The 19,265-nt window shown below is 73.3% G+C and carries 16 protein-coding genes and 1 pseudogene; 7 read left to right on the forward strand and 10 right to left on the reverse strand.

Features of this window, described 5'->3' with window-relative positions; genetic code table 11:
• Window positions 1-967 (forward strand): phosphomethylpyrimidine synthase (thiC, locus tag MCBG_RS32010; protein WP_043328266.1); only part of this gene is annotated, 967 nt, incomplete at its 5' end.
• Here the strand turns inward: thiC and MCBG_RS23590 are convergent.
• The 5 genes from MCBG_RS23590 to MCBG_RS23610 form a co-directional block, all read right to left on the reverse strand.
• Window positions 949-1,743 (reverse strand): hypothetical protein, encoded by a 795-nt coding sequence (locus MCBG_RS23590; protein ID WP_043328268.1) that lies wholly within the window; start codon window positions 1,741-1,743, stop codon window positions 949-951. The two genes, thiC and MCBG_RS23590, sit on opposite strands and share 19 nt — an antisense overlap.
• Window positions 1,744-1,861: 118 nt before the next feature.
• Window positions 1,862-3,724 carry a hypothetical protein gene (locus MCBG_RS31280; RefSeq protein ID WP_051611353.1) on the reverse strand — a complete coding sequence of 621 codons (1,863 nt, stop codon included), beginning with the start codon at window positions 3,722-3,724 and terminating at the stop codon, window positions 1,862-1,864.
• A 74-nt stretch (window positions 3,725-3,798) separates the two neighbouring features.
• A complete protein-coding gene (locus tag MCBG_RS23600; RefSeq protein WP_043328269.1) occupies window positions 3,799-4,107 on the reverse strand; it encodes a cupin domain-containing protein in 309 nt (102 codons plus the stop codon).
• Window positions 4,104-5,054 carry an LLM class F420-dependent oxidoreductase gene (locus MCBG_RS23605; protein ID WP_043328272.1) on the reverse strand — a complete coding sequence of 317 codons (951 nt, stop codon included), beginning with the start codon at window positions 5,052-5,054 and terminating at the stop codon, window positions 4,104-4,106. The genes MCBG_RS23600 and MCBG_RS23605 overlap by 4 nt, the downstream gene beginning before the upstream one ends.
• A 2-nt stretch (window positions 5,055-5,056) precedes the next feature.
• The gene (locus tag MCBG_RS23610; protein WP_043328274.1) at window positions 5,057-5,842 is read right to left on the reverse strand and encodes an ABC transporter ATP-binding protein; all 786 of its coding nucleotides are present in this window, start codon (window positions 5,840-5,842) and stop codon (window positions 5,057-5,059) included.
• 284 nt (window positions 5,843-6,126) lie between these two features.
• Between MCBG_RS23610 and MCBG_RS23615 the strand changes: the two genes are divergently transcribed.
• Together MCBG_RS23615 and MCBG_RS23620 are read left to right on the forward strand one after the other, a co-directional pair.
• On the forward strand, window positions 6,127-7,155 hold the full coding sequence (locus MCBG_RS23615) for an ABC transporter substrate-binding protein (protein ID WP_043328275.1): 1,029 nt from the start codon (window positions 6,127-6,129) through the stop codon (window positions 7,153-7,155).
• A gap of 102 nt (window positions 7,156-7,257) precedes the next feature.
• Window positions 7,258-8,091, forward strand: a complete 834-nt coding sequence (locus MCBG_RS23620) for an ABC transporter permease (RefSeq protein WP_043328276.1) — start codon at window positions 7,258-7,260, stop codon at window positions 8,089-8,091.
• A 158-nt stretch (window positions 8,092-8,249) separates the two neighbouring features.
• Here the strand turns inward: MCBG_RS23620 and MCBG_RS23625 are convergent, their stop codons facing one another.
• Complete coding sequence (locus tag MCBG_RS23625; protein WP_043328278.1) at window positions 8,250-9,431, reverse strand: ABC transporter substrate-binding protein; 1,182 nt, start codon at window positions 9,429-9,431, stop codon at window positions 8,250-8,252.
• A 447-nt stretch (window positions 9,432-9,878) separates the two neighbouring features.
• Between MCBG_RS23625 and MCBG_RS23630 the strand changes: the two genes are divergently transcribed.
• Genes MCBG_RS23630 through MCBG_RS23645 form a run of 4 tightly spaced genes read left to right on the forward strand, consistent with a single transcriptional unit; the run spans window position 9,879 to window position 14,372 of the window.
• Window positions 9,879-12,947 (forward strand): sensor histidine kinase, encoded by a 3,069-nt coding sequence (locus MCBG_RS23630; RefSeq protein ID WP_043328280.1) that lies wholly within the window; start codon window positions 9,879-9,881, stop codon window positions 12,945-12,947.
• Window positions 12,944-13,351, forward strand: coding sequence for a roadblock/LC7 domain-containing protein (locus MCBG_RS23635; protein ID WP_013288588.1), 408 nt, complete (start codon window positions 12,944-12,946; stop codon window positions 13,349-13,351). The genes MCBG_RS23630 and MCBG_RS23635 overlap by 4 nt, the downstream gene beginning before the upstream one ends.
• A gap of 60 nt (window positions 13,352-13,411) precedes the next feature.
• Window positions 13,412-13,774, forward strand: a complete 363-nt coding sequence (locus tag MCBG_RS23640) for a DUF742 domain-containing protein (RefSeq protein WP_030501578.1) — start codon at window positions 13,412-13,414, stop codon at window positions 13,772-13,774.
• Window positions 13,755-14,372, forward strand: coding sequence for a GTP-binding protein (locus MCBG_RS23645; protein ID WP_030501577.1), 618 nt, complete (start codon window positions 13,755-13,757; stop codon window positions 14,370-14,372). The genes MCBG_RS23640 and MCBG_RS23645 overlap by 20 nt, the downstream gene beginning before the upstream one ends.
• Window positions 14,373-14,383: 11 nt before the next feature.
• Here the strand turns inward: MCBG_RS23645 and MCBG_RS23650 are convergent, their stop codons facing one another.
• The 4 genes and pseudogenes from MCBG_RS23650 to MCBG_RS23665 form a co-directional block, all read right to left on the reverse strand.
• Entirely contained in the window at window positions 14,384-15,472 is a 1,089-nt protein-coding gene (locus MCBG_RS23650; RefSeq protein ID WP_030501576.1) for a uroporphyrinogen-III synthase, read from the reverse strand.
• Window positions 15,472-15,819, reverse strand: coding sequence for a nitrite reductase small subunit NirD (gene nirD, locus MCBG_RS23655; protein ID WP_043328283.1), 348 nt, complete (start codon window positions 15,817-15,819; stop codon window positions 15,472-15,474). The genes MCBG_RS23650 and nirD overlap by 1 nt, the downstream gene beginning before the upstream one ends.
• Window positions 15,816-18,323, reverse strand: coding sequence for a nitrite reductase large subunit NirB (nirB, locus tag MCBG_RS23660; protein ID WP_043328285.1), 2,508 nt, complete (start codon window positions 18,321-18,323; stop codon window positions 15,816-15,818). Before nirB ends, nirD begins: the two co-directional genes overlap by 4 nt.
• Window positions 18,320-19,265: pseudogene (locus tag MCBG_RS23665) on the reverse strand (FAD-dependent oxidoreductase); the annotation flags it as partial. The pseudogene MCBG_RS23665 and the gene nirB, both read right to left, overlap by 4 nt.

Here is a 19,265-nt window from a genome sequence, read left to right on the forward strand (position 1 = left end):
CGGCGGCGACCCGGTGAAGCTGAGCTGGGAGGTGTTCCGCGAGACCGTCATCGAGCAGGCGGAACAGGGCGTCGACTACATGACCGTGCACGCCGGGGTCCTGCTGCCGTACGTGCCGCTCGCGGTGAACCGGGTGACGGGCATCGTGTCCCGGGGCGGCTCGATCATGGCGGCCTGGTGCCTGGCGCACCACGAGGAGAACTTCCTCTACACGAACTTCCGGGAGCTGTGTTCGCTGCTCGCGAAGTACGACGTGACGTTCTCCCTCGGCGACGGCCTGCGCCCCGGCTCCATCGCGGACGCCAACGACGAGGCGCAGTTCGCCGAGCTGCGCACGCTCGGCGAGCTGACGAAGATCGCCTGGGAGCACGACGTCCAGGTGATGATCGAGGGCCCCGGGCACGTGCCGATGCACAAGATCAAGGAGAACGTGGACCTCCAGCAGGAGTGGTGCCACGAGGCACCGTTCTACACGCTCGGGCCGCTGACCACCGACATCGCACCCGCGTACGACCACATCACCTCCGCGATCGGCGCGGCGATGATCGGCATGTTCGGCACCGCCATGCTCTGCTACGTCACCCCGAAGGAGCACCTCGGGCTGCCGGACCGCGACGACGTGAAGGCGGGCGTGATCGCGTACAAGATCGCGGCGCACGCGGCCGACCTGGCCAAGGGGCACCCCGGCGCGCAGGCGTGGGACGACGCGCTGTCCAAGGCCCGGTTCGAGTTCCGCTGGGAGGACCAGTTCAACCTGGCGCTCGACCCGGAGACCGCGCGGTCGTACCACGACGCGACGCTGCCCGCCGAGCCCGCGAAGACCGCGCACTTCTGCTCGATGTGCGGCCCGAAGTTCTGCTCCATGAAGATCACGCAGGAGTTGAAGGAGTACGCGGCGCGGGGCATGCGTGACAAGTCGGAGGAGTTCGTCGCCGGCGGGTCACGGGTCTACCTGCCACTGGCGTGAGCGGGCCCGGGGCGGGCCTGGCGTTCCGGCCCGCCCCGGTGCTCGTTCAGTCGCGGTGGTGCCGTCCGGTACGCAGCGAGCGGGCGTCGTCGGCGTTGTCGTCCGAGGCGAGACCGGCGACCCAGTCCACGTACTCGTCGTCGGCCGCGTCGCCGGGCTCGGCCGTACGCTCCGCCGGCTCCGGGTCGCCCTTCCCCGGTTGCCCGGAAACAGCCCGCCGGGCCTTCGGCTTCCCGCGGCGCGTCGGCGTCGTCCGGTCCGGCGTGCCGCCCGCGCCGGGAGTCCGCCTCCGTCTCCGTGGCCTCCGGCAGCGCGGCGCCCGCCTCGCCCGGCACGGCAGTCGCCGCCTCGGGCCGGGCGAGCGGAATCCCCGCCTCCGGCCGGGCGAGCGGCCCCGCCGGGCGGGCGTTCGTGGCGAGCGCGTCCCAACCGGTGCTCGCACCCGGCTCGGGCAGACCACGGTGCCGGGGACGCGGCGCCGGCTCGCCCGGGGCGACCGCGTCCGCGGCGTCCCGGTCCGGCGCGTCCGGTTCGGCGGTCGCGCGGTGCGGCCGGCCCGCCGGGGTGATCGGCCAGGCCGGGCGCACCTCGCCGGGCTGCCCGGTCACGTCCTCGAACATCGCGAACCGCGGCCGGGTCGACGGGGCGGGCGACGGGTCGTCGAAGAAGAAGTTGCGTCCGGTACGCCCGGTCGGCGCCACCACGTTCGAGTCGGTGCTCGTGTCGTCCCGGTCCGGGTTCGTGGCCTGGGGGATCGGCTCGGCGTCGGCTCCCACGCTCGGCGATCAAACGAGAGCCAAAGTTCTCCCAGTCTAGGCGGGTCGGCATGATGTGCAGTCTTTGATGGCACAGACAGGCCACCTATAACTCCGCTTAGCCGGCATGACACTCTAATTAACACGGGCCGTTACCCCAAGGATCCGCCGAGGCGTTAGCGAACAGGGTTGCCGCTACGCCGGGGCGTGCGAGGCGCCCGGCCGCGCCGGTGTCTCCGGGGGCTTCGGCCGGTGGCGCGGCGGGGGTGTCACTGCCCGCGTCGGCCGTGACCGGCCCGGCGAGGGCGCCGCTGTCCGTACGCGGGCCGGGAACGTGGCTGTCGGCGGTGGCCGGTGATGCGTCCTTCGCGGTGGTGCCCGCGCCGGCGCTGGGAGTGGTGACGTCTCCGGGGCGGGGTGCTGTGCCGTCGGCGGATGACACCGGCCCGTCGGTAGTCCCGCTGGACCGGCCCGCGCGGGTACGGCGCGGCCGGGTCACCCGTGGCGTGGTCGCCGCCGCTTCCGGCGCCGGTGCGGCATCGTCCGTGCCGGTGCCGGTGCCGGTGCCGGTGCCGGTGGCGGTGGCGGTCTCGCTGTCGGCCGGAATGCCGGTGGCCTGCCCGGACGCTCGATCGGCGGCTTCGGAACCGGCGGCCGGGTCGGGAGTGGCCGGACGGTCCGTGGTGGCCGCCTCGCCGGTGCTGTCCGCGTGGGCCGTGCCCGGACCCGTGCCCGTGCCCGTGCCCGGACCCGTGCCCGTGACCTGACCCGCGACCGGGTCGGGGCGGCCCGCGGCGAGGACGTCGATGGCCGAGGTCCGGCGCCCCGGGGGCAGCAGACCCGGCATGGGCTGGCCGTGGCTCGTGTCGGCGACGGCCGGGCGCTCACCCGCCGGCCGTTCCGCAGCGGTCGGCAGATCGGCGGCGGGCAGATCCGCGAGGGCCGGCCGGCCGGCGGCGGGAAGATCGGTACCGGCCGGAGCCGTCGCCGTGGCCGAGCCGCCGGGCTCCGGCCAGTTCCAGTGCGCGGGCGCGGCGGCGCCGCTCGTCACCGGCGGCGCGGGCGGGGCGGCCGGGACGCCCGGAGCGGCCGAGTGCGGCAGCGGCGCGAGGAGTTCGGTGGCCTCGATTGCATCGGGATCGCCGTCGGCGGTGACCGGCCGGGGCAGCATCGTGGTGGCGGTCGAGCCGAGAGCACCGGCGACGACAGCGATCAGCGCGCCGTAGTAGGGCGCGATCTGGTACCTGTCGGTCGCCGCGCCCGGGCCGGCAGTCAGGTAGGCGAACGCGACGAGCACCGGACCGGCCGCGCCGGCCGCGCCACCGACCAGCGGCGGCCATCCGGCGCGGCGGGCCAGCACGCCGACCGCGCCACCGGCGAGCAGGGCCAGCGTGGGCAGCAGCAGCATGGACAGGCGCTGCGCGGCCGCCGGGTCCAGCCAGGACGGTTCGAGGACGCCGAGCCGGACGGATGCCAGCGGGCGGTCCGAGACGATGGTGGGCGCGACGGACAGCAGCGCCAGCAGCCAGACGATCCCGGCGGTGATCGCCACGCCCCAGCCGAACGGCGGCTTCAGCAGTACGGCGATCGCCGCGCCCGCGCCGACCACCGCGCCGAGCGCGGCGCAGACACCGGCGGCCCAGACCGGGTCGACGGATCCGGCCAGCTCGGCCGCGCGGGCCGGTTGCATGCACAGCGGGGCCACCACTGTCGCGCCCAGCGCGCTGACGCCGGCGATGGAGAGCAGTTCGGTGGTGCCGCCGGGGAGGTCGTCGCGGCGGGCGAAGCGTTCGGTGAGGACGGCTCCGGCGACCGTGGCGACCACGGCGAACCAGCCCACCCAGACGAGCTGGGCGGGCCACCGGTTCACCGAGGCGTCGACGAACGCGCCGTCGAGGCGGACGACTCCGAAGCCGTACGCGATGCCCAACTGGCCGGCCCCGGCCAGTACGCTCACTCCGAGCGCCGTGAGCAGCAGCCTGCCCCACGTCCGAAAGGCCATGTCCGGCACGTTACGGCCCGGTGCCCCCGATCGCCACCTTGCCGCCGCGCGGCGCGGCGAACCTGCCGGCGTGGCTACTTCAGCTCGACCAGGCGGGCGAGGTAGGTGGTGTCGCCGACGTTCGTCAGCATGTGCACCGCGCCCGGATCCCGGTAGACGACGCCGCCGGTCGGCTCGTCGGCGTCGATGGTGGTGCCGTCGATCGTCTGCACCACGTTCTTCGCGCCCTGGACCGCCACCACCAGGTACGGGTGGTCGTGGCGGTGCAGCGGCTGCCGCTCACCCGGCTCCAGCCGGATGTGCCAGACCCGTACGCGGTCGTTCTCGTACACGATCTCCTGGCCCACCGGGCCGAGTTCGAGGTCGGTGGAGAGTTCGGTCATCGTGGTCCGTCCAGTTGGGGGAGCACCTCGGCGGCGATGAGCTCCACGTGGTCGAGGTCGTCGAAGTCGATCAGGCGCAGGTGCACCCGGGTGGCCCCGATCGCGGCGAACTCGCCGATCCGGTCCACGAGCTGGGCGGGGGAACCGACCACCGGGTCCTCCGGCGGCAGCGCGCTCGTGACGTGCAGCGGGGCGGCCCGGCGCTGCGCCTCGGCGTCGGTGCGTCCGATCGCCACGACGATGCCGGCGGAGAGTGTCAGCAGGGCCCGGCCGGAGGCGTCCCGGCCGGTGCGGTCGCACGCCTCCCGGACCCGGTCGTACGCGGAGGCGGTCTCGGCCACGCTCTTGAACGGCATGTTGAACTCGTCGGCGTAGCGGGCGGCCAGCTCGGGCGTGCGCTTCGGTCCCCGGCCGCCGACGATCACCGGCGGGCCGGGCTGCTGCACCGGTTTGGGCAGCGTCGGCGCGTCGACCAGGCGGTAGTGCTCGCCGGTGAAGCTGTACGTCTCGTCGGCCGGGGTGCGCCACAGCCCGGTGACGATCTCCAGCTGCTCGGCGAGCCGGTCGAAGCGTTCGCTGACCGGCGGGAACGGGATGCCGAACGCGGTGTGCTCACGCTCGTACCAGCCGGCGCCGATGCCCAGCTCGACCCGGCCGCCGCTCATCCGGTCGACCTGGGCGACCATGACGGCGAGCGGCCCGGGGAGCCGGAACGTGGCGGACGTGACGAGCGTGCCGAGCCGGATCCGGGAGGTCTCCCGGGCCAGCGCGGCGAGCGTCAGCCAGGCGTCGGTGGGGCCGGGCAGCGCCGGCTCGTCCCCCATCGCCCGGTAGTGGTCGGCCCGGAAGAAGCCCTCGAAGCCGGTCTCCTCGACCAGCCGGGCGAACCGGAGCTGGTCGTCGTAGTCCGCTCCGCGGTGGGGTTCGGTGAAGACCGAGACCCGCATGGTCACCGTCCTCCCGCCGCGGGTACGCCCGGGGCGTCCCGCTCCATCAGCAGTTCGTGCAGTTCGGCGCTGATCCGCGCGACGTCGGCCAGGTGCTCGTGCCGGCCGAGCGTGCGGGGCCGGGGGACGTTCACCTCGACCACCTCGCGGATCCGGCCGGGGCGCGGGCTGAGCACGACGACCCGGTCGGCGAGCAGCACTGCCTCGTCGATCGAGTGGGTGACGAAGACGATGGTGGCCTTCGTCTCCATGTGCACCCGCTGGAGTTCGCCGGAGAGCTCCTCGCGGGTGAGCGCGTCGAGCGCGGAGAACGGCTCGTCCATGAGCATCACCCGGGGTGAGCCGATGAGCGACCGGCAGAGCGAGACGCGCTGCTGCATGCCGCCGGACAGCTCGTGCGGGAGCCGCTTCTCGAAGCCGCCCAGCCCGGCCATCTCCAGCAGCTGGCGGGCCCGGTCACGGTGCTCGGCCCGGCGCCAGCCGAAGATCTCCACCGGCAGCAGCACGTTGTCCAGCACGGTGCGCCAGGGCAGCAGCGCCGGCCGCTGGAACAGCATCGCCACGTCGCGGCGGGGCTTCGTGATCGGCGTACCGGCCACGGTGATCTCGCCGCCGCTGACCGGGAGCAGGCCGGCGATCATGCGCAGGAGCGTGGACTTGCCACAGCCGGACCGGCCGAGTACGGCGACGAACTCGCCTTCGGCGACGTCGAGGTCGATGCCGCGCAGCGCCTCCACCTGCCCGGATCGGCCGTCGAAGGTGCGGGACACCCCGGACAGTCGGATCATCTTCCGCCGGCTCCCTTCCACGTCGTCCGAATGCGAGCCGGGCTAGCGTAGCGGACGGTGCTTATAGCACTGTCCGGGGTGGACGTCAGTCCGCTTTCCGTCACGCAACTTCGTTTCCGTTCCGCAACCGGGACGGAGGGAGCGCGCCATCCGCCTTCTCGTACGCTGTTGCGCGCGAAGAGTCCCCTCACGACGGTCCAGTCGGCCCAACCCTCCTGCCGGCCCCGTCGGACCCACGACCCGACCGGCGAGAAAGTCCTGGTCGGAAAGGACATGGTGCACTGATGAGAAGGCTGACCCGTACGGTCGCCGCCGCGGCTCTGGCTACCGCCCTCGCCCTCGTGGGCGGCTGCAGCAGCGACTCGGACAAGTCCGAGAGCGGCGGCGGAAACGGCGGCGCGCTGGAAAAGGTGACGTACCTCACCTCGTTCGGCAACTTCGGCCGTGACTCCTACGCCTGGGTGGCGAAGGACAAGGGCTTCTTCAAGGAGGCCGGTTTCGACGTCGACATCAAGCCCGGCCAGGGCACCGGCTCCGTCATCCAGACCATCACCGGCGGGCAGGCCCAGTTCGGCCCGATCGACCTGACCGGTGGCATCCTCCAGCTCGGCAACGGCCTGGCGAAGGACTTCGTGGCGGTGGCCGCGATCCAGCAGCGCACCATGGCCGCGATCGTCACGGTCGAGGGCAAGAACATCGCCACCCCGAAGGACCTCGAGGGCAAGAAGCTCGCGGACACCCCCTCCTCCGTCGTGCGCAACCTCTTCCCCACGTACGCGCGGCTCGCCGGCATCGACGGCAGCAAGGTGACCTGGGTCAACGGTGAGGCGCAGAGCCTGATGCCGATGCTCGGCTCCGGCTCGGTGGACGGCATCGGCCAGTTCGTCGTCGGCCAGCCGACGGTGGAGACGGTGACCAAGAAGAAGCCGGTCATCCTGCCGTACAGCAACGTGATGCAGGACCTCTACGGCAACGCGCTGATCACTTCCACGAAGCTCGCCAAGGAGAAGCCGGAGATGGTGAAGAAGTTCACCGCCGCGCTGCTCAAGGGCCTGGAGTACTCGCTGGCGAACCCGGACGAGGCCGCCGAGATCCTGAAGAAGAACGTGCCGGCCGCCGTCCCGGCCGCGGCCTCCGCCGAGCTTCAGCTGATGGCCGCGTACGTCCGGTCGAGCAACTCCGGCACCGCGATCGGCACGCTGGACAGTGGCCGGGTGGCCAAGAGCATCGCCCTGCTGAAGGGCGCGGGCGCGCTCAAGCAGGACCTCACCCCGGACCAGATCATCGACTTCGACCTCGCGCCGAAGGCCTGACCGGTCCGCTCGGGCCAACGGGGGTGCGCCCCGCCGGACACCCGGCGGGGCGCACCCCCTTCCCGTGCCGGTCGCACCGACCGGCGCAGAGAGGAGGACACGTTGACACAGTTGACCGAGGCCCGGCCGGAGGCGCCGCAGCCGCGCCCGGCGGTCCGGCGGGGGTTCGCCGAGCGTCCGGCTGCGGTCGGGCTGCCGGCGCTCGGCCTGGTGATCGCGGTGGCCGGCTGGTGGCTGGTCACCTCGGGGCTGAACCTGGTGCACCCGGCCGCGCTGCCGCCGCCGCAGGCGGTGGGGGAGTCCCTCGCGAACGCCACCGACGTGCTGCTGCCCGCGTTGGGCATCACCACCTGGATGACAGTGCTCGGCTTCCTGCTCTCGTCGGCCGCCGGGGTGCTGATCGGGATGGCGCTGGCCGCGTCCCGCCGGGTCGAGCGGATGTTCGCGCCGTTGCTGGTGGCCGTGAACGCGGTCCCGAAGATCGCGTTCGGGCCGCTGCTGGTGGTGGCCGTCGGCTGGGGTCAGAAACCCATTCTGACCATGGTGTTCCTGCTCTGCTTCTTCCCGATCGTGCTCTCCACCGCCACCGGCCTGACCACCACGCCGGCGGACCTGGCGGAGCTGAGCCGGTCGCTGAACGCCTCGTGGTGGCAGTCGTTCCGCAAGGTGCGCTTCCCGTCCGCGCTGCCGCAGATCTTCGTCGGGCTCAAGGTGGCCATGCCGCTGGCCGCGATCGGCGCGGTGATCGGCGAGTTCTACTCGGACCGTCCCGGTCTGGGCTACCAGATCCTGCAGTACAACGGCGTCGGCGACACCGCCACCGCCTGGGCGGCGATCGTGCTGGTGGCCCTGATGAGCATCGCGCTCTACGCCGCCCTCAGCCTCGTCGAGCGCCTGGCCCTGCCCTGGGTGAAGGCCACCACCTCAGCCCGCTGACCACAACCAGGTAACCCGACGTCGGCCGAGAACCCAGAAGGAAACCTCAACCCACGGATGGCGGCCGACCACGACAGGCGTGGCCCCACCGCAACCGGCGCAGGGATCAAGCCTGACCGCCCGGAGCCGGTTGCGGTGGGGCCACGCCCCAACAGTGACTAACCGGCGAGCCGCCAGCGACCACCACGCGCCACCAGCGTCGTCAACGCCTGCGGCATCAACCCGGAGTGGTTGTCCGGCGTCATCCGGATCGGCCCGGACAGCCCGTCCAGCTGCGAGGTCTCCAGCACGTCGCGCAGCGCGTCCCGGTCGACAGTGCCCGGTTCGCCACCGGCGCGCTGCTCGGCGTCGACGATCAGTTGGACCGCGTCGGCCGCGAACGAGGAGAAGCCGTTGTAGCCGCCGAAGCGGGCGGTGTACTCCTGGAACCACTGCCGGCGCGCCGCCTTGGCCGGTGTGGTGGCGATCACGTCGTCGATCACCATGGTCTGCGTGAAGATCAGCGTGGCCTCTTCGGTGGAGCGGGCCGACGGGCCCAGGAAGAGGTCGCCGGCGGCCGCGGCGTCGAAGAACAGCGAGCCGCGGAACTTGCTCTGCCGGGCCGTGGTCGCGGCCAGCGTCGCCTGCTCCGGCGTGGTCCAGAGGATCAGGGCCTGCGGCTTGGCGGCGATCAATTCGTTGACCTGCGTGCCGACCTCGGTGTCGGTGAGCCGCACCGATTCGTTGCCGACCAGCCGCACCGTGGTCTTTTCCAGTTCCCGGCGCAGCGCGGTGAGCCCTTCCTGGCCGTAACCGTCGGCGCTGTGCAGCAGCGCGACCTTGCGGATGTCGCGCCGGTCCAGTTCGGTGGCGAGCGCGGCGGCGCTGTCGGCGGCGTTCGGGGCGAGCCTGAAGACATATCGCCGTTCGCCCACCGGTTCGGTGACCGCGCTCGAGGAGGCCAGTGCGATCGTCGGAATGCGCTTCTCGCCGATGGTGCGGGCCGCGCCCACCGCGCATTCGTTGCAGCCGCCCATGATGACGGCGCTCACCCGTGAGTCGCCGCTGAAATCATTGATGTTCCGCAAGGACTCCGCAGCGTCGGAGCGGTTGTCCTTGACCCGCAGATCGATCTTCCGGCCGCCCAGCGCGCCGGACGAGTTCAACTGCTCGACCTTCAGTTCCAGCGCCCGCTGGTACACCTTGCCGACCGGCGCGGACGCGCCGGAGAGTTCCAGGTCGGCGGCGATGACGATGGGGCTGGTGTCCTGCGGTTCCCCGCCGATCCCGCAGCCGGTGAGCGTGGTGGCCAGCACGGCCGATGCGAGCGCCGCGATGCTCGCGGAGCGGATGGGGCTCAACTCAGTCCTCCAGGTGCGGCGCGGGCCGACGCCCGATCACCGCCGCTAGTCCGTCCTCAGTGGAGGAACGGGATTGGTGTGCCGTACGGTGTGCGCGAAGCCTGCAAAACCTTGCCAATGCCGGGGCCTGTGGTCAAGCCGGGATCTCGAGTGCTGTTTCGGGACAGCCATCCCACATGCTGGGGACACGGAACATTAACTGACAATTACTGCACAGAAGCGTGTGACCACTCTGGAGTGACATCCCCTGATCAGGGGGTTGGAGAAAAGAAGGTATTAGGTGATCGGATCACGGGTTGCGCCGACCCCGACCGTTTCCTGCCTCCCTGCGGCTTCCCAAACACGATCTCGTCTGATGAAATCGCGGCCGTGCCGCGCGTGGCGCTGGCCGCTGCACCAGGCACGGGTCAGTGGGTCGCGCGTGGAAGAAACGACGGAGGCGATGTCGTGAGCACCGGACCTACGACCCTGCCCGGGAGCCCCAACGCCGAACAGCGGAACCGGCGACGGCGCCTGCCGAGGCTGCGCGACGCGCGGATCCGCTCGAAACTCGCCCTCATCCTGGTCGTTCCGGTCGCGGCTGTCATCGCACTGGCAACTATCCGACTCGTCTCGGTGGGTCAGGGCGCGTACGAGGCGGACCGGGTCCGGTCGCTGACGGCCGTGTCGGTCGACATCTCGGCGCTCACCCAGGACCTCCACAAGGAGCGGATGGCCGCGGCGGTCTTCCTGGCCAAGCCGGACGAGAAGCCGGACGCGTACAACCTGCGGGTGCGCCAGACCGACGAGCGGATCGCGGCGTACCAGGAGGAGCGGCGCCGCCTCGGCGACGTGCCGGGCACTGTGAGCAGCCAGCTCAAGGTCATCGACGCCCACCTGTCCACGCTGAACGGCACGCGCCAGGAGGTGCTGGACCGGTCGCAGATGCCGGTGGCCGAGGCCAGCCTGCGCTACGGCATCGTCCTGGACGACCTGGTCGCGTACAGCGACGCGCTGGCCCAGCAGCCGGGCGCGGAGAGCCTGGCCGACGCCCGCCGCGCGGTGGCCGCGTTCGCCCACGCCAAGGCCGAGGTGGCCGAGGAGCAGGCGGTCGCCTTCACCGCGCTCGGCGCCGGCCGGATCGACGAGGAGCAGTTCTCCTCCTTCGTGGCCACCCTGACCGGTCAGCAGGAGGCGCTGCTCACGTTCTCCCGGTCCGCGACGCCGGCCCAGCGGGCCCTGGTGGACCGCACCGTGTCCGGTGACGCCGTCCAGCTCGCCGACCGGGTCGCCGCCGACCTGTCCCGCTCGGTCGGGCGGCCCGCGCTCGTCACCCGCCAGGAGGCGTCCGACGCCATCGGCGCGGTCGACGAGCTGATGCGGTGGGCGGAGATCCAGCTCCTGGACGACCTGCTCGCCGACGCCGACGAGGTACGCGCCGACGTGATCCAGCAGGCGGTCGTGGAGGGCCTGCTGGTGCTGATCACGCTGGCCGTCGCGGTGACGCTCGCCGTGGTGCTCGCCCGGTCGCTGAACGACTCGCTGCGCCGGCTGCGTGAGGGCGCGCTCGCGGTGGCGAACCACGACCTGCCGGACGCGGTGAGCCGGCTGCAGAACGTCAACGCCATCGGCGACGGCGGCGTGGACGAGATCGTCCAGCAGGTCCGGGACCCGATCAAGCTGACCAACCGCGACGAGGTCGGCCAGGTGGCCGTCGCCTTCAACGTGGTCCACCGGGAGGCGGTGCGGGTGGCGGCCGAGCAGGCCGCGCTGCGCACGAGCGTCTCGGCGATGTTCCTCAACCTGGCCCGCCGCTCGCAGAGCCTGGTCGACCGCATGATCGGCGAGCTGGACGCGATCGAGCGGTCCGAGGAGGACCCGAAGCGTCTCGCGCAGCTGTTCGAGCTGGACCACCTGGCCACCCGGATGCGCCGCAACGACGAGAACCTGCTGGTGCTCGCCGGCGCCGACTCGGCGGTGCCGCGTCGCGACGACGCGCTCCTGGTCGACGTGCTGCGCGCCGCGCAGTCCGAGGTGGAGCTCTACAACCGGATCGAGTTCGGCACCGTCGACACCGACATCTCGGTGGCCGCCCACGCCGTCAACGACGTCGTCCGGCTGGTCGCCGAGCTGCTCGACAACGCCACCCGGTTCTCGCCGCCGAACACCTCGGTGGTGGCCGACGGCCGCCGGATCCGCGACTACGTGCTGATCCAGATCGAGGACCGGGGGCTCGGCCTCAGCGACGAACAGCTCGACTCGCTCAACCGGCGCCTGGCCGCGCCGCCGACCGTCGACGTGGCAGCGTTCCGGCTGATGGGTCTGGCCGTGGTGAGCCGGCTCGCCTCCCGGTACGGCATCCGGGTCGAGCTGCGCCGCAACGTCGAGGGCGGCACTGTCGCCCAGGTCACGCTGCCGAACTCGACAGTGGTGCTGCCGGCCAACCGTGGTCAGGCCCCGCTGACCCGGCCGCGCCAGCCGCTGGCCGTCGAGCAGTCACCGCTGAGCCAGGTCGGCGTCGCCGACGCGCTTGCCGGCGCCGGCCGGGGCGCCGCCACCGCGACGCTCGCCGACGGGTGGCGCGGGGCGACCACCGCCCCGCCCGCCAGGTGGCAGGCGCCCGCCGAGGCGCGGGACACCACTCCCGCCGTACAGCTCGGCGGGGCGACCGGCACGTTGCCGGCGGTCCCGGCGCCTCCGGCAACGCCGGCCCCGGTCTCCGGGGCGGGCTGGTCGGCCGGCGGGCCGACGGTGGCGTACCCGGCGCTGGACCCGCTGCCCAAGCGGTCGCCGGGCGTCGAGGCCGCCCAGCCGGTCGCACCTCCGGCCTACCAGCCGCTCGCCGCGGCGCCGGCGGTGGAGACCACCCCGGCGACGCCCGTGGTGGCCCGTCCCGAGCAGCGGGCCGAGGCCCCGATATTCCGGGAGATGGAGGCGGTCTGGTTCCGTTCGCACGGAGAGGACGAGACCACGATCTTCACTCGGCCCACCTTCGACGAGCCGCCCGCGCCGGCCCAGCCGGCCGTGCCGCCGCCCGCGGCGTCGGCTCGCCCGCCCCTGCCCACCCGTACCCCGGGCGCCCAGGCGTCGGGGCTGAGCACGCCGGCCGCGTACCACGCACCGGCCGTGCCGTCCGCGTCACCCGCGGACGCCGCCCCGTCGTCGCCCGCCGTCGCGTCGCCGCCCACGGCTGCCGCGGCGCCGCCACCGGCCGCCCCGGCGCCGCCACCCGCCGCCGAGCCCGCACCCGCCATCGACCCGAGCGCCTGGCGTACGGCGGCCGACGAGGGCTGGACGCGGGCCAGCCGGGCCGCGGAGCCCACCACCGGCGGCACCACCCGTTCCGGCCTGCCCAAGCGGGTGCCGCAGGCCCAGCTCGTGCCTGGTGGGATAGAGCCGAAGAGCGGCCGGGACCGCAGCCGGCGCACGCCGGACGAGGTCCGGGGGCTGCTCTCCGCCTACCACCGTGGCGTCCAGCGGGGCCGTACGGCCGGCGCCGACCTGAACAGCACCTCGACCAAGGAGACGAACCGATGAACAGGCCGGCGGCCATGCAGGACATGGGTTGGCTTCTCACCAACTTCGCCGACAGCGTGGCGGGCATCGCCCACGTGGTGGCGGTCTCCGCGGACGGGCTGCTGCTCGCCTCCTCCCGGGATCTGCCGGGGGACCGGGCCGACCAGCTTGCCGCGATCACCTCCGGCGTGGTGAGCCTGACCGAGGGCGCGGCGCGCATGTTCAGCGCCGGCGGGGTGCTGCAGACCGTGATCGAGATGGACAGCGGCTACCTGTTCCTGATGTCCATCAGCGACGGCTCGTCGATGGCCGTGCTCGCGGCGCGCAGCTGCGACGTGGGCCAGGTCGGCTACGAGATGGCGTTGCTCGTGGAACGGGTCGGGCAGGCGCTGGTCCCGCTGCCGAGGGACGCCGTCCGGTCCTGACCGGGCCCGCCGACATGAGCCGGAGCCGCTGCGCTCCGTACGAGGGGAGGTGATCGCGAGATGGAACCGCGACGTGATCCGCGTGGCGCGCTGGTGCGACCGTACGCGGTCACCCGGGGCCGCACCGAGCCGTTGCAGAACATCGCGCTCGAGGCGGTGCTGTCCAGCACGCCCACGCAGTCGGCCGAGGCGCGGTTCGCCGGGCACGACAAGTACCGCATCTCCTCGGTCTGTGAAGGCCGGGCACAGTCGCTGGCGGAAATCGCCGCTTACACCCGGATGCCGCTGGGCGTCACCCGGGTGCTGGTCGCCGACATGGTGGCCGAGGGCCTGCTGACGCTACACACTGCCGCTCCCGCGACGGGTTTCGCGGCGCGGATGAACCTGCTTGGAAGGGTGCTAAGTGGACTTCGCGAACTATGACCCCGACGGGGTGAACCGCGGCCGGGAGATCATCTCCGCGAAGATCGTGGTCGCGGGCGGCTTCGGCGTGGGCAAGACCACGCTGGTCGGTGCGATCTCCGAGATCCAGCCGCTGACCACCGAGGCGCTGATGACCGCGGCCGGCGTGGGCATCGACGACCCGTCGAAGGTGCCGGGCAAGGAGACCACCACGGTCGCCATGGACTTCGGCCGTATCACCATGGCCGAAGACCTGATCCTCTACCTGTTCGGCACCCCGGGCCAGACCCGTTTCTGGTTCATGTGGGACGAGATCATCCGGGGCGCGGTGGGCGCGGCGGTGCTCGTGGACACCCGGCGGATCACCGACGCGTTCGCGCCGCTGGACTACTTCGAGAACCGCAAGCTGCCGTACGTCGTGGCGTTGAACCGCTTCGACGACGCGCCGCACTACGAGATGGAGGAGATCCGGGAGGCGCTCGCCATCTCGCCGGACGTGCCGATGGTCCTGTGCGACGCCCGTCGGCGCGACTCGGTCAAGCAGGTGCTGGTGACAGTGGTCGAGCACGCGATGCTCCGCCTCCAGGCCGAGCACGGCTACCCGGCCTCGGTGGGCTGACCGCCTGCGGGTCAGTCGACCCGCAGGCGGTACCCCCGCTTGACGACCGTCTGCACCACGCGGGGCGCCTTCAGGCCGACCCGCAGCCGGGCGACGGCCATCTCCACGGCGTGCTCGTCGGCGCCGCGCGGCAGCGTACGCAGCAGCGCGGTGCGGGAGAGCACCTTGCCGGGTGACGCGGCGAGCGCCCGCAGCACGGCCATCGGGGCCGGCGCGAGCTGGCGCAGTTCCCCGTCCACCACCGCGGCGTGGCCGCGCAGCGTCAGCACGTGCCCGGCCGCCTTCACCGAGACCGTGCGCCGGGGCAGCTCCTCGACGATGGTGCGGACCAGCGCGCCCAACCGGGCCCGGCTCGGCGCGCTCACCGGCACCCCACGCCGGACCAGCGGCTCGGCGGTGACGGTGCCCACGCACCCGGCCAGCACGTCGCCGCGCAGCGCCTCCAGCACCGTCTCGGTACGGTCCCCGGCCGCCCGCAGCAGGGCCTCGGCCGCCGGAGCCGAGGTGAACGTGACCGCGTCGACGAGCCGCCCGGCGACCAGGTCGATGAGCCGGTGCAGCGGCGCCGGATCGGCCGGCGGCGCCCACCGGTAGACCGGCACCTCGATCACCGTGGCCCCGGCCGCCACCAGCGCGTCGGTGCACTCGGGTTGCCGCTCACCGTGCAGTTGCATCGCCACCACCTGGCCGGCCACGCCGCGCGCGACCAGGTGCTCCACCACCTCGTCGCAGCTCTCCGAGCCCGGCGACCAGTGCTCGCGCAGTCCGGCGGCGCGGATCGCCCCGGTCGCCTTCGGGCCCCGGGACACCACGTACGCGCGGGCGAGCGTGGCGCGCAGCGGCTCGGCCAGCCCCCAGCCCTCGGCCGCCTCCAGCCAGCCCCGCATGCCGATGCCGGTGTTGGCCATCAGCACGTCCGGCGGATGTTCCAGGCAGGCCCGGGTGGCCTCACGCAGGTCGGTGTCGTCGGCGAGCGGGACGATCCGCAGCGCCGGGGCGAGCACCACCCGCGCCCCGCGCCGCTGGAGCAGCGCGGCCAGTTCGTCGCGCCGCCGGTCCGCGGTGACCCCGATGGTGAAACCGGCCAGCTCGTCGCGCATCACTGCTCCTGCCGTAACCGCACCTCGACCTGGCCGTCCCGGCAGCGCACCCGGTGCCGCGTCAACGTCACGCCGGGCAGGTCCAGGCACCGCCCGGTGGTGAGGTCGTAGACCTGCTTGTGCAGCGGCGAGGCGAGCGTCGGCACGCCGCCCCGGCTGCCCACGAGACCGCGGGACATGACGTACGCGCCGCCGACCGGGTCGAGGTTGTCCACCGCGTACAGCCCGTTCGCGGTGCGGAACACCGCCACCTGCACGCCGTCGACGAGCGCGGCCACGCCCCGGTCGAGGTCGAGCCGGTCCAGCGGGCAGACCGGCGTCCAGTCCAGCGTGACGACGGGGCTCATCGGCGTACCTCCGGCAGTCCGAGCGCTACGGGTTGGCGGCGGTGCCCGGCGTCCCGGGCCGGCACCGGCTGGCCCCGCTCCCGGGTGAACGAGATGGACGGGTCGGGCACGCCGGGCGCGTTGACGAACGAGGTGAAGCGGCGCAGCCGGTCCGGATCCTCCAGCACGTCACGCCACTCGTCGGAGTAGCTCGTGACGTGCCGGGACATCGCCGCGTCGAGGTCGGCGCAGAGGCCGAGCGAGTCGTCCACGATCACCGACCGGAGGTGGTCCAGGCCGCCGTCCATCGCCTCGATCCAGGCGGCGGTGCGCTGCAACCGGTCGGCCGTGCGGATGTAGTACATGAGGAACCTGTCGATCAGCCTGACCAGCTCGGCGGTGCTCAGGTCGGTGGCGAACAGGTCGGCGTGCCGGGGCCGGAAGCCGCCGTTGCCGCCGACGTACAGGTTCCAGCCGCCCTCGGTGGCGATGACGCCGAAGTCCTTGCTCCGGGCCTCGGCGCACTCGCGGGCGCAGCCGGAGACGGCGGACTTGAGCTTGTGGGGCGCGCGCAGCCCCCGGTAGCGCAGCTCCAGCGCGACGGCGAGCCCGACCGAGTCCTGCACGCCGTAGCGGCACCAGGTGTCGCCGACGCAGGACTTCACGGTACGCAGCGCCTTGCCGTAGGCGTGGCCCGACTCGAAGCCCGCGTCGACGAGCCGGCGCCAGATCTGCGGCAACTGGTCGACCCGCGCGCCGAACAGGTCGATCCGCTGCCCGCCGGTGATCTTCGTGTAGAGCTGGAAGTCGCGGGCCACCTCGCCGATCGCGATCAGCTTCTCCGGGGTGATCTCCCCGCCGGGAATCCGGGGCACCACCGAGTAGCTGCCGTCGCGTTGCAGGTTGGCCAGGAAGTGGTCGTTCGTGTCCTGCAGTGACGCCGCCTCGCCGTCGAGCACGTGACCGGCCCCGAGCGAGGCCAGGATGGAGGCCACCACCGGCTTGCAGATGTCGCAGCCGCTCCCGCGCCCGTGCTCGGCGACGAGCCGGGAGAACGTGCTGATGCCCCGCACCCGGATCAGGTCGAACAGCTCCTGCCGGCTCAGGTCGAAGTGCTCGCACAACGCGGTGGACTGGCGCACCCCGGCGGCGTCCAGCAGCTGCTTGAGCATCGGCACGCAGGAGCCGCAGCTCGTACCGGCGCGGGTGCACGCCTTCAACGCCGGCACGTCGGTCGCCCCGCCGGCGATCGCCGCGTCCAGGTCGGCCCGGGTCACCGCGTTGCAGGAGCAGACCTGGGCGGCGGCCGGCAGCGCCCCCGCGCCGGCGCCCGCGCCGCCGGCCGGCGCCAGCAGCGCCAGCGGGGCAGCGGGCAGCGGCCCGCCGACACTGGCCCGCAACGCCGGGTACGCGCTCGCGTCCCCGACCAGCACGCCGCCCAGCAGCGTCCGCGCGTCGTCGGAGAGGACCAGCTTCGCGTACGCGCGGGTGGCCGGATCGGTGAACGTCACGTCCAGGCAGCCCGGGGTGACGCCGTGCGCGTCGCCGAACGAGGCCACGTCCACGCCGAGCAGCTTCAGCTTCGTCGCGGTGTCCGCGCCGGGGAACGTGGCCGCGCCGCCGAGCAGCCGGTCCGCGACCACCTCGGCGGTGGCGTACCCGGGCGCGACCAGCCCGTGGCAGACCCCGTCCACCGCGGCGCACTCACCGACCGCCCAGATCCGCTCGTCGGCGGTACGGCAGGAGGCGTCCACCAGCACGCCGCCGCGCGGGCCGAGCGGCAGCCCGGCCGCCCGGGCCAGCTCGTCGCGCGGCCGGATCCCGGCGGCCACCACCACCAGCTCCGCGTCCAGCGTGCGCCCGTCGGCGAGGTCGAGCGCGGCCACCGTGCCGTCCGGCCCGGGACGCAGCGCCGTGGTGGCCACCCCGAGGTACGGCGTGACGCCCAGCTCCTCGACGTAGCGGCGCAGCATCGACCCGCCCGCCTCGTCCACCTGCACCGGCATCAGCCGGGGCGCGAACTCGACCACGCTCGTGGTGAGCCCGAGCAGCCGCAGCGCGTTCGCCGCCTCCAGCCCGAGCAGCCCGCCACCGATCACCACGCCGGTGCGGCGGCCCCGGGCGTGCTCCCGGATCGCGGCCAGGTCGTCCAGTGTCCGGTAGACGAAGACGCCTGGCAGATCGGTGCCGTCGACCGGCGGCACGAACGCGTACGAGCCGGTGGCGAGCACCAGCGCGTCGTACGGGTACTCGCCGGCCGCCGTGGTCACCACACGCCGTGCCCGGTCGACGCCGGTGACCGGTTCGCCCAGGCGCAGGTCCACTCCGGCGTCGGGGGTGTGCACAGTCAGCTCGTCGGCGTCCACCCCGTCGAAGACGGCCGAGAGCCGCACCCGGTCGTACGCCGGACGCCGCTCCTCGGCCAGCACCGTGACCCGCCACCGCCCGCCGGTGTCCCGGGCCCGCAGCGCCTCGACGAAGCGCTGCCCGACCATGCCGTTCCCGACGACAATCAGCTCACTCATGACGCCACCTCCACCGTCTCGCGTACCGCGTCGGTCGCCTGCGGATCGGCCTCGGCGAGCCAGGCGGCGATGCCGGCCACCGCGTCCCGGCAACTGCCGCAGCCGGTGCCGGCCCGGGTCGACGCGGACAACGCCGCCGCCGTCCGGGTGCCCGCCCGCCAGCACGCCACCAGCGCGCCCTTGCTCACGTCGTTGCACCGGCACACGGTCGCGGCGTCCGGCATCAGCGCCGGGGACGCGGCCGGCCCGGCCGGCGCCTCGCCGAACGCGCGGCCGAGCAGCAGCGAACGCCGGTCCGCCGGCACCGGCGCGCCCCTGTCGAACAGCTGCACCACAGTGCCGACCGCCGGGTTGTCGCCGAGCAGGATCGCGCCGGTCAGCCGCTCGTCCCGGATGCGCAGCCGGGCGTACGTGCCCCGGGCCGGGTCGGCGAAGGTCAGCTCCTCGACCGGCCCGCCCGCGTCGCCGGTTCCGGCCACGTCGCCCATCGCGGCCAGATCGATGCCGGCAGCCTTGAGCCGGGTCACCGCCGGGCGGGGCCGGTAGCGGGCCAGCGGGTCCGCGCCGGTCAGCACGTCGGCCACCACCCGGGCCTGCGCCCAGGCCGGCGCGACCAGCCCGGTCAGCGTGCCGTCGTGCTGCGCGCAGTCGCCGATCGCCGAGATCCGCGGTCACTGGTCCGCATCCGGTCGTCCACCACCACGCCCCGCTCGACGGCGAGCCCGGCGGACGCGGCGAGCGCGGTGTCGGGGGGTACCTCCGCAGCAGAGCACCAGCAGTTCGGCGTCGAGCGTCCCGGCGTCGCCCGCAGGTGCAGGCGGACGCCGTCGGCGTCGGCGGTCACGGCGGTGGCCCGCCGCGCCGAGCCGGGACCGGACGCCCAGGCCGGGGAGAGATGCGCGAGGACCGCGCCGGCCGGTGGCTCGACCCCACGTTCCATCA

Source organism: Micromonospora sp. M42, assembly GCF_000568915.1.
GTDB classification, from domain to species: Bacteria; Actinomycetota; Actinomycetes; order Mycobacteriales; family Micromonosporaceae; genus Micromonospora; species Micromonospora chalcea.

Excerpts from the sequence above, each read along its gene's own strand:
- MCBG_RS31280 (WP_051611353.1), bottom strand. The coding sequence starts at position 3,724 with ATGGCCTTTCGGACGTGGGGCAGGCTGCTGCTCACGGCGCTCGGAGTG.
- MCBG_RS23600 (WP_043328269.1), bottom strand. The coding sequence starts at position 4,107 with ATGACCGAACTCTCCACCGACCTCGAACTCGGCCCGGTGGGCCAGGAG.
- MCBG_RS23605 (WP_043328272.1), bottom strand. The coding sequence starts at position 5,054 with ATGCGGGTCTCGGTCTTCACCGAACCCCACCGCGGAGCGGACTACGAC.
- MCBG_RS23610 (WP_043328274.1), bottom strand. The coding sequence starts at position 5,842 with ATGATCCGACTGTCCGGGGTGTCCCGCACCTTCGACGGCCGATCCGGG.
- MCBG_RS23615 (WP_043328275.1), top strand. The coding sequence starts at position 6,127 with ATGAGAAGGCTGACCCGTACGGTCGCCGCCGCGGCTCTGGCTACCGCC.
- MCBG_RS23635 (WP_013288588.1), top strand. The coding sequence starts at position 12,944 with ATGAACAGGCCGGCGGCCATGCAGGACATGGGTTGGCTTCTCACCAAC.
- MCBG_RS23640 (WP_030501578.1), top strand. The coding sequence starts at position 13,412 with ATGGAACCGCGACGTGATCCGCGTGGCGCGCTGGTGCGACCGTACGCG.
- MCBG_RS23650 (WP_030501576.1), bottom strand. The coding sequence starts at position 15,472 with ATGCGCGACGAGCTGGCCGGTTTCACCATCGGGGTCACCGCGGACCGG.
- nirD (WP_043328283.1), bottom strand. The coding sequence starts at position 15,819 with ATGAGCCCCGTCGTCACGCTGGACTGGACGCCGGTCTGCCCGCTGGAC.
- nirB (WP_043328285.1), bottom strand. The coding sequence starts at position 18,323 with ATGAGTGAGCTGATTGTCGTCGGGAACGGCATGGTCGGGCAGCGCTTC.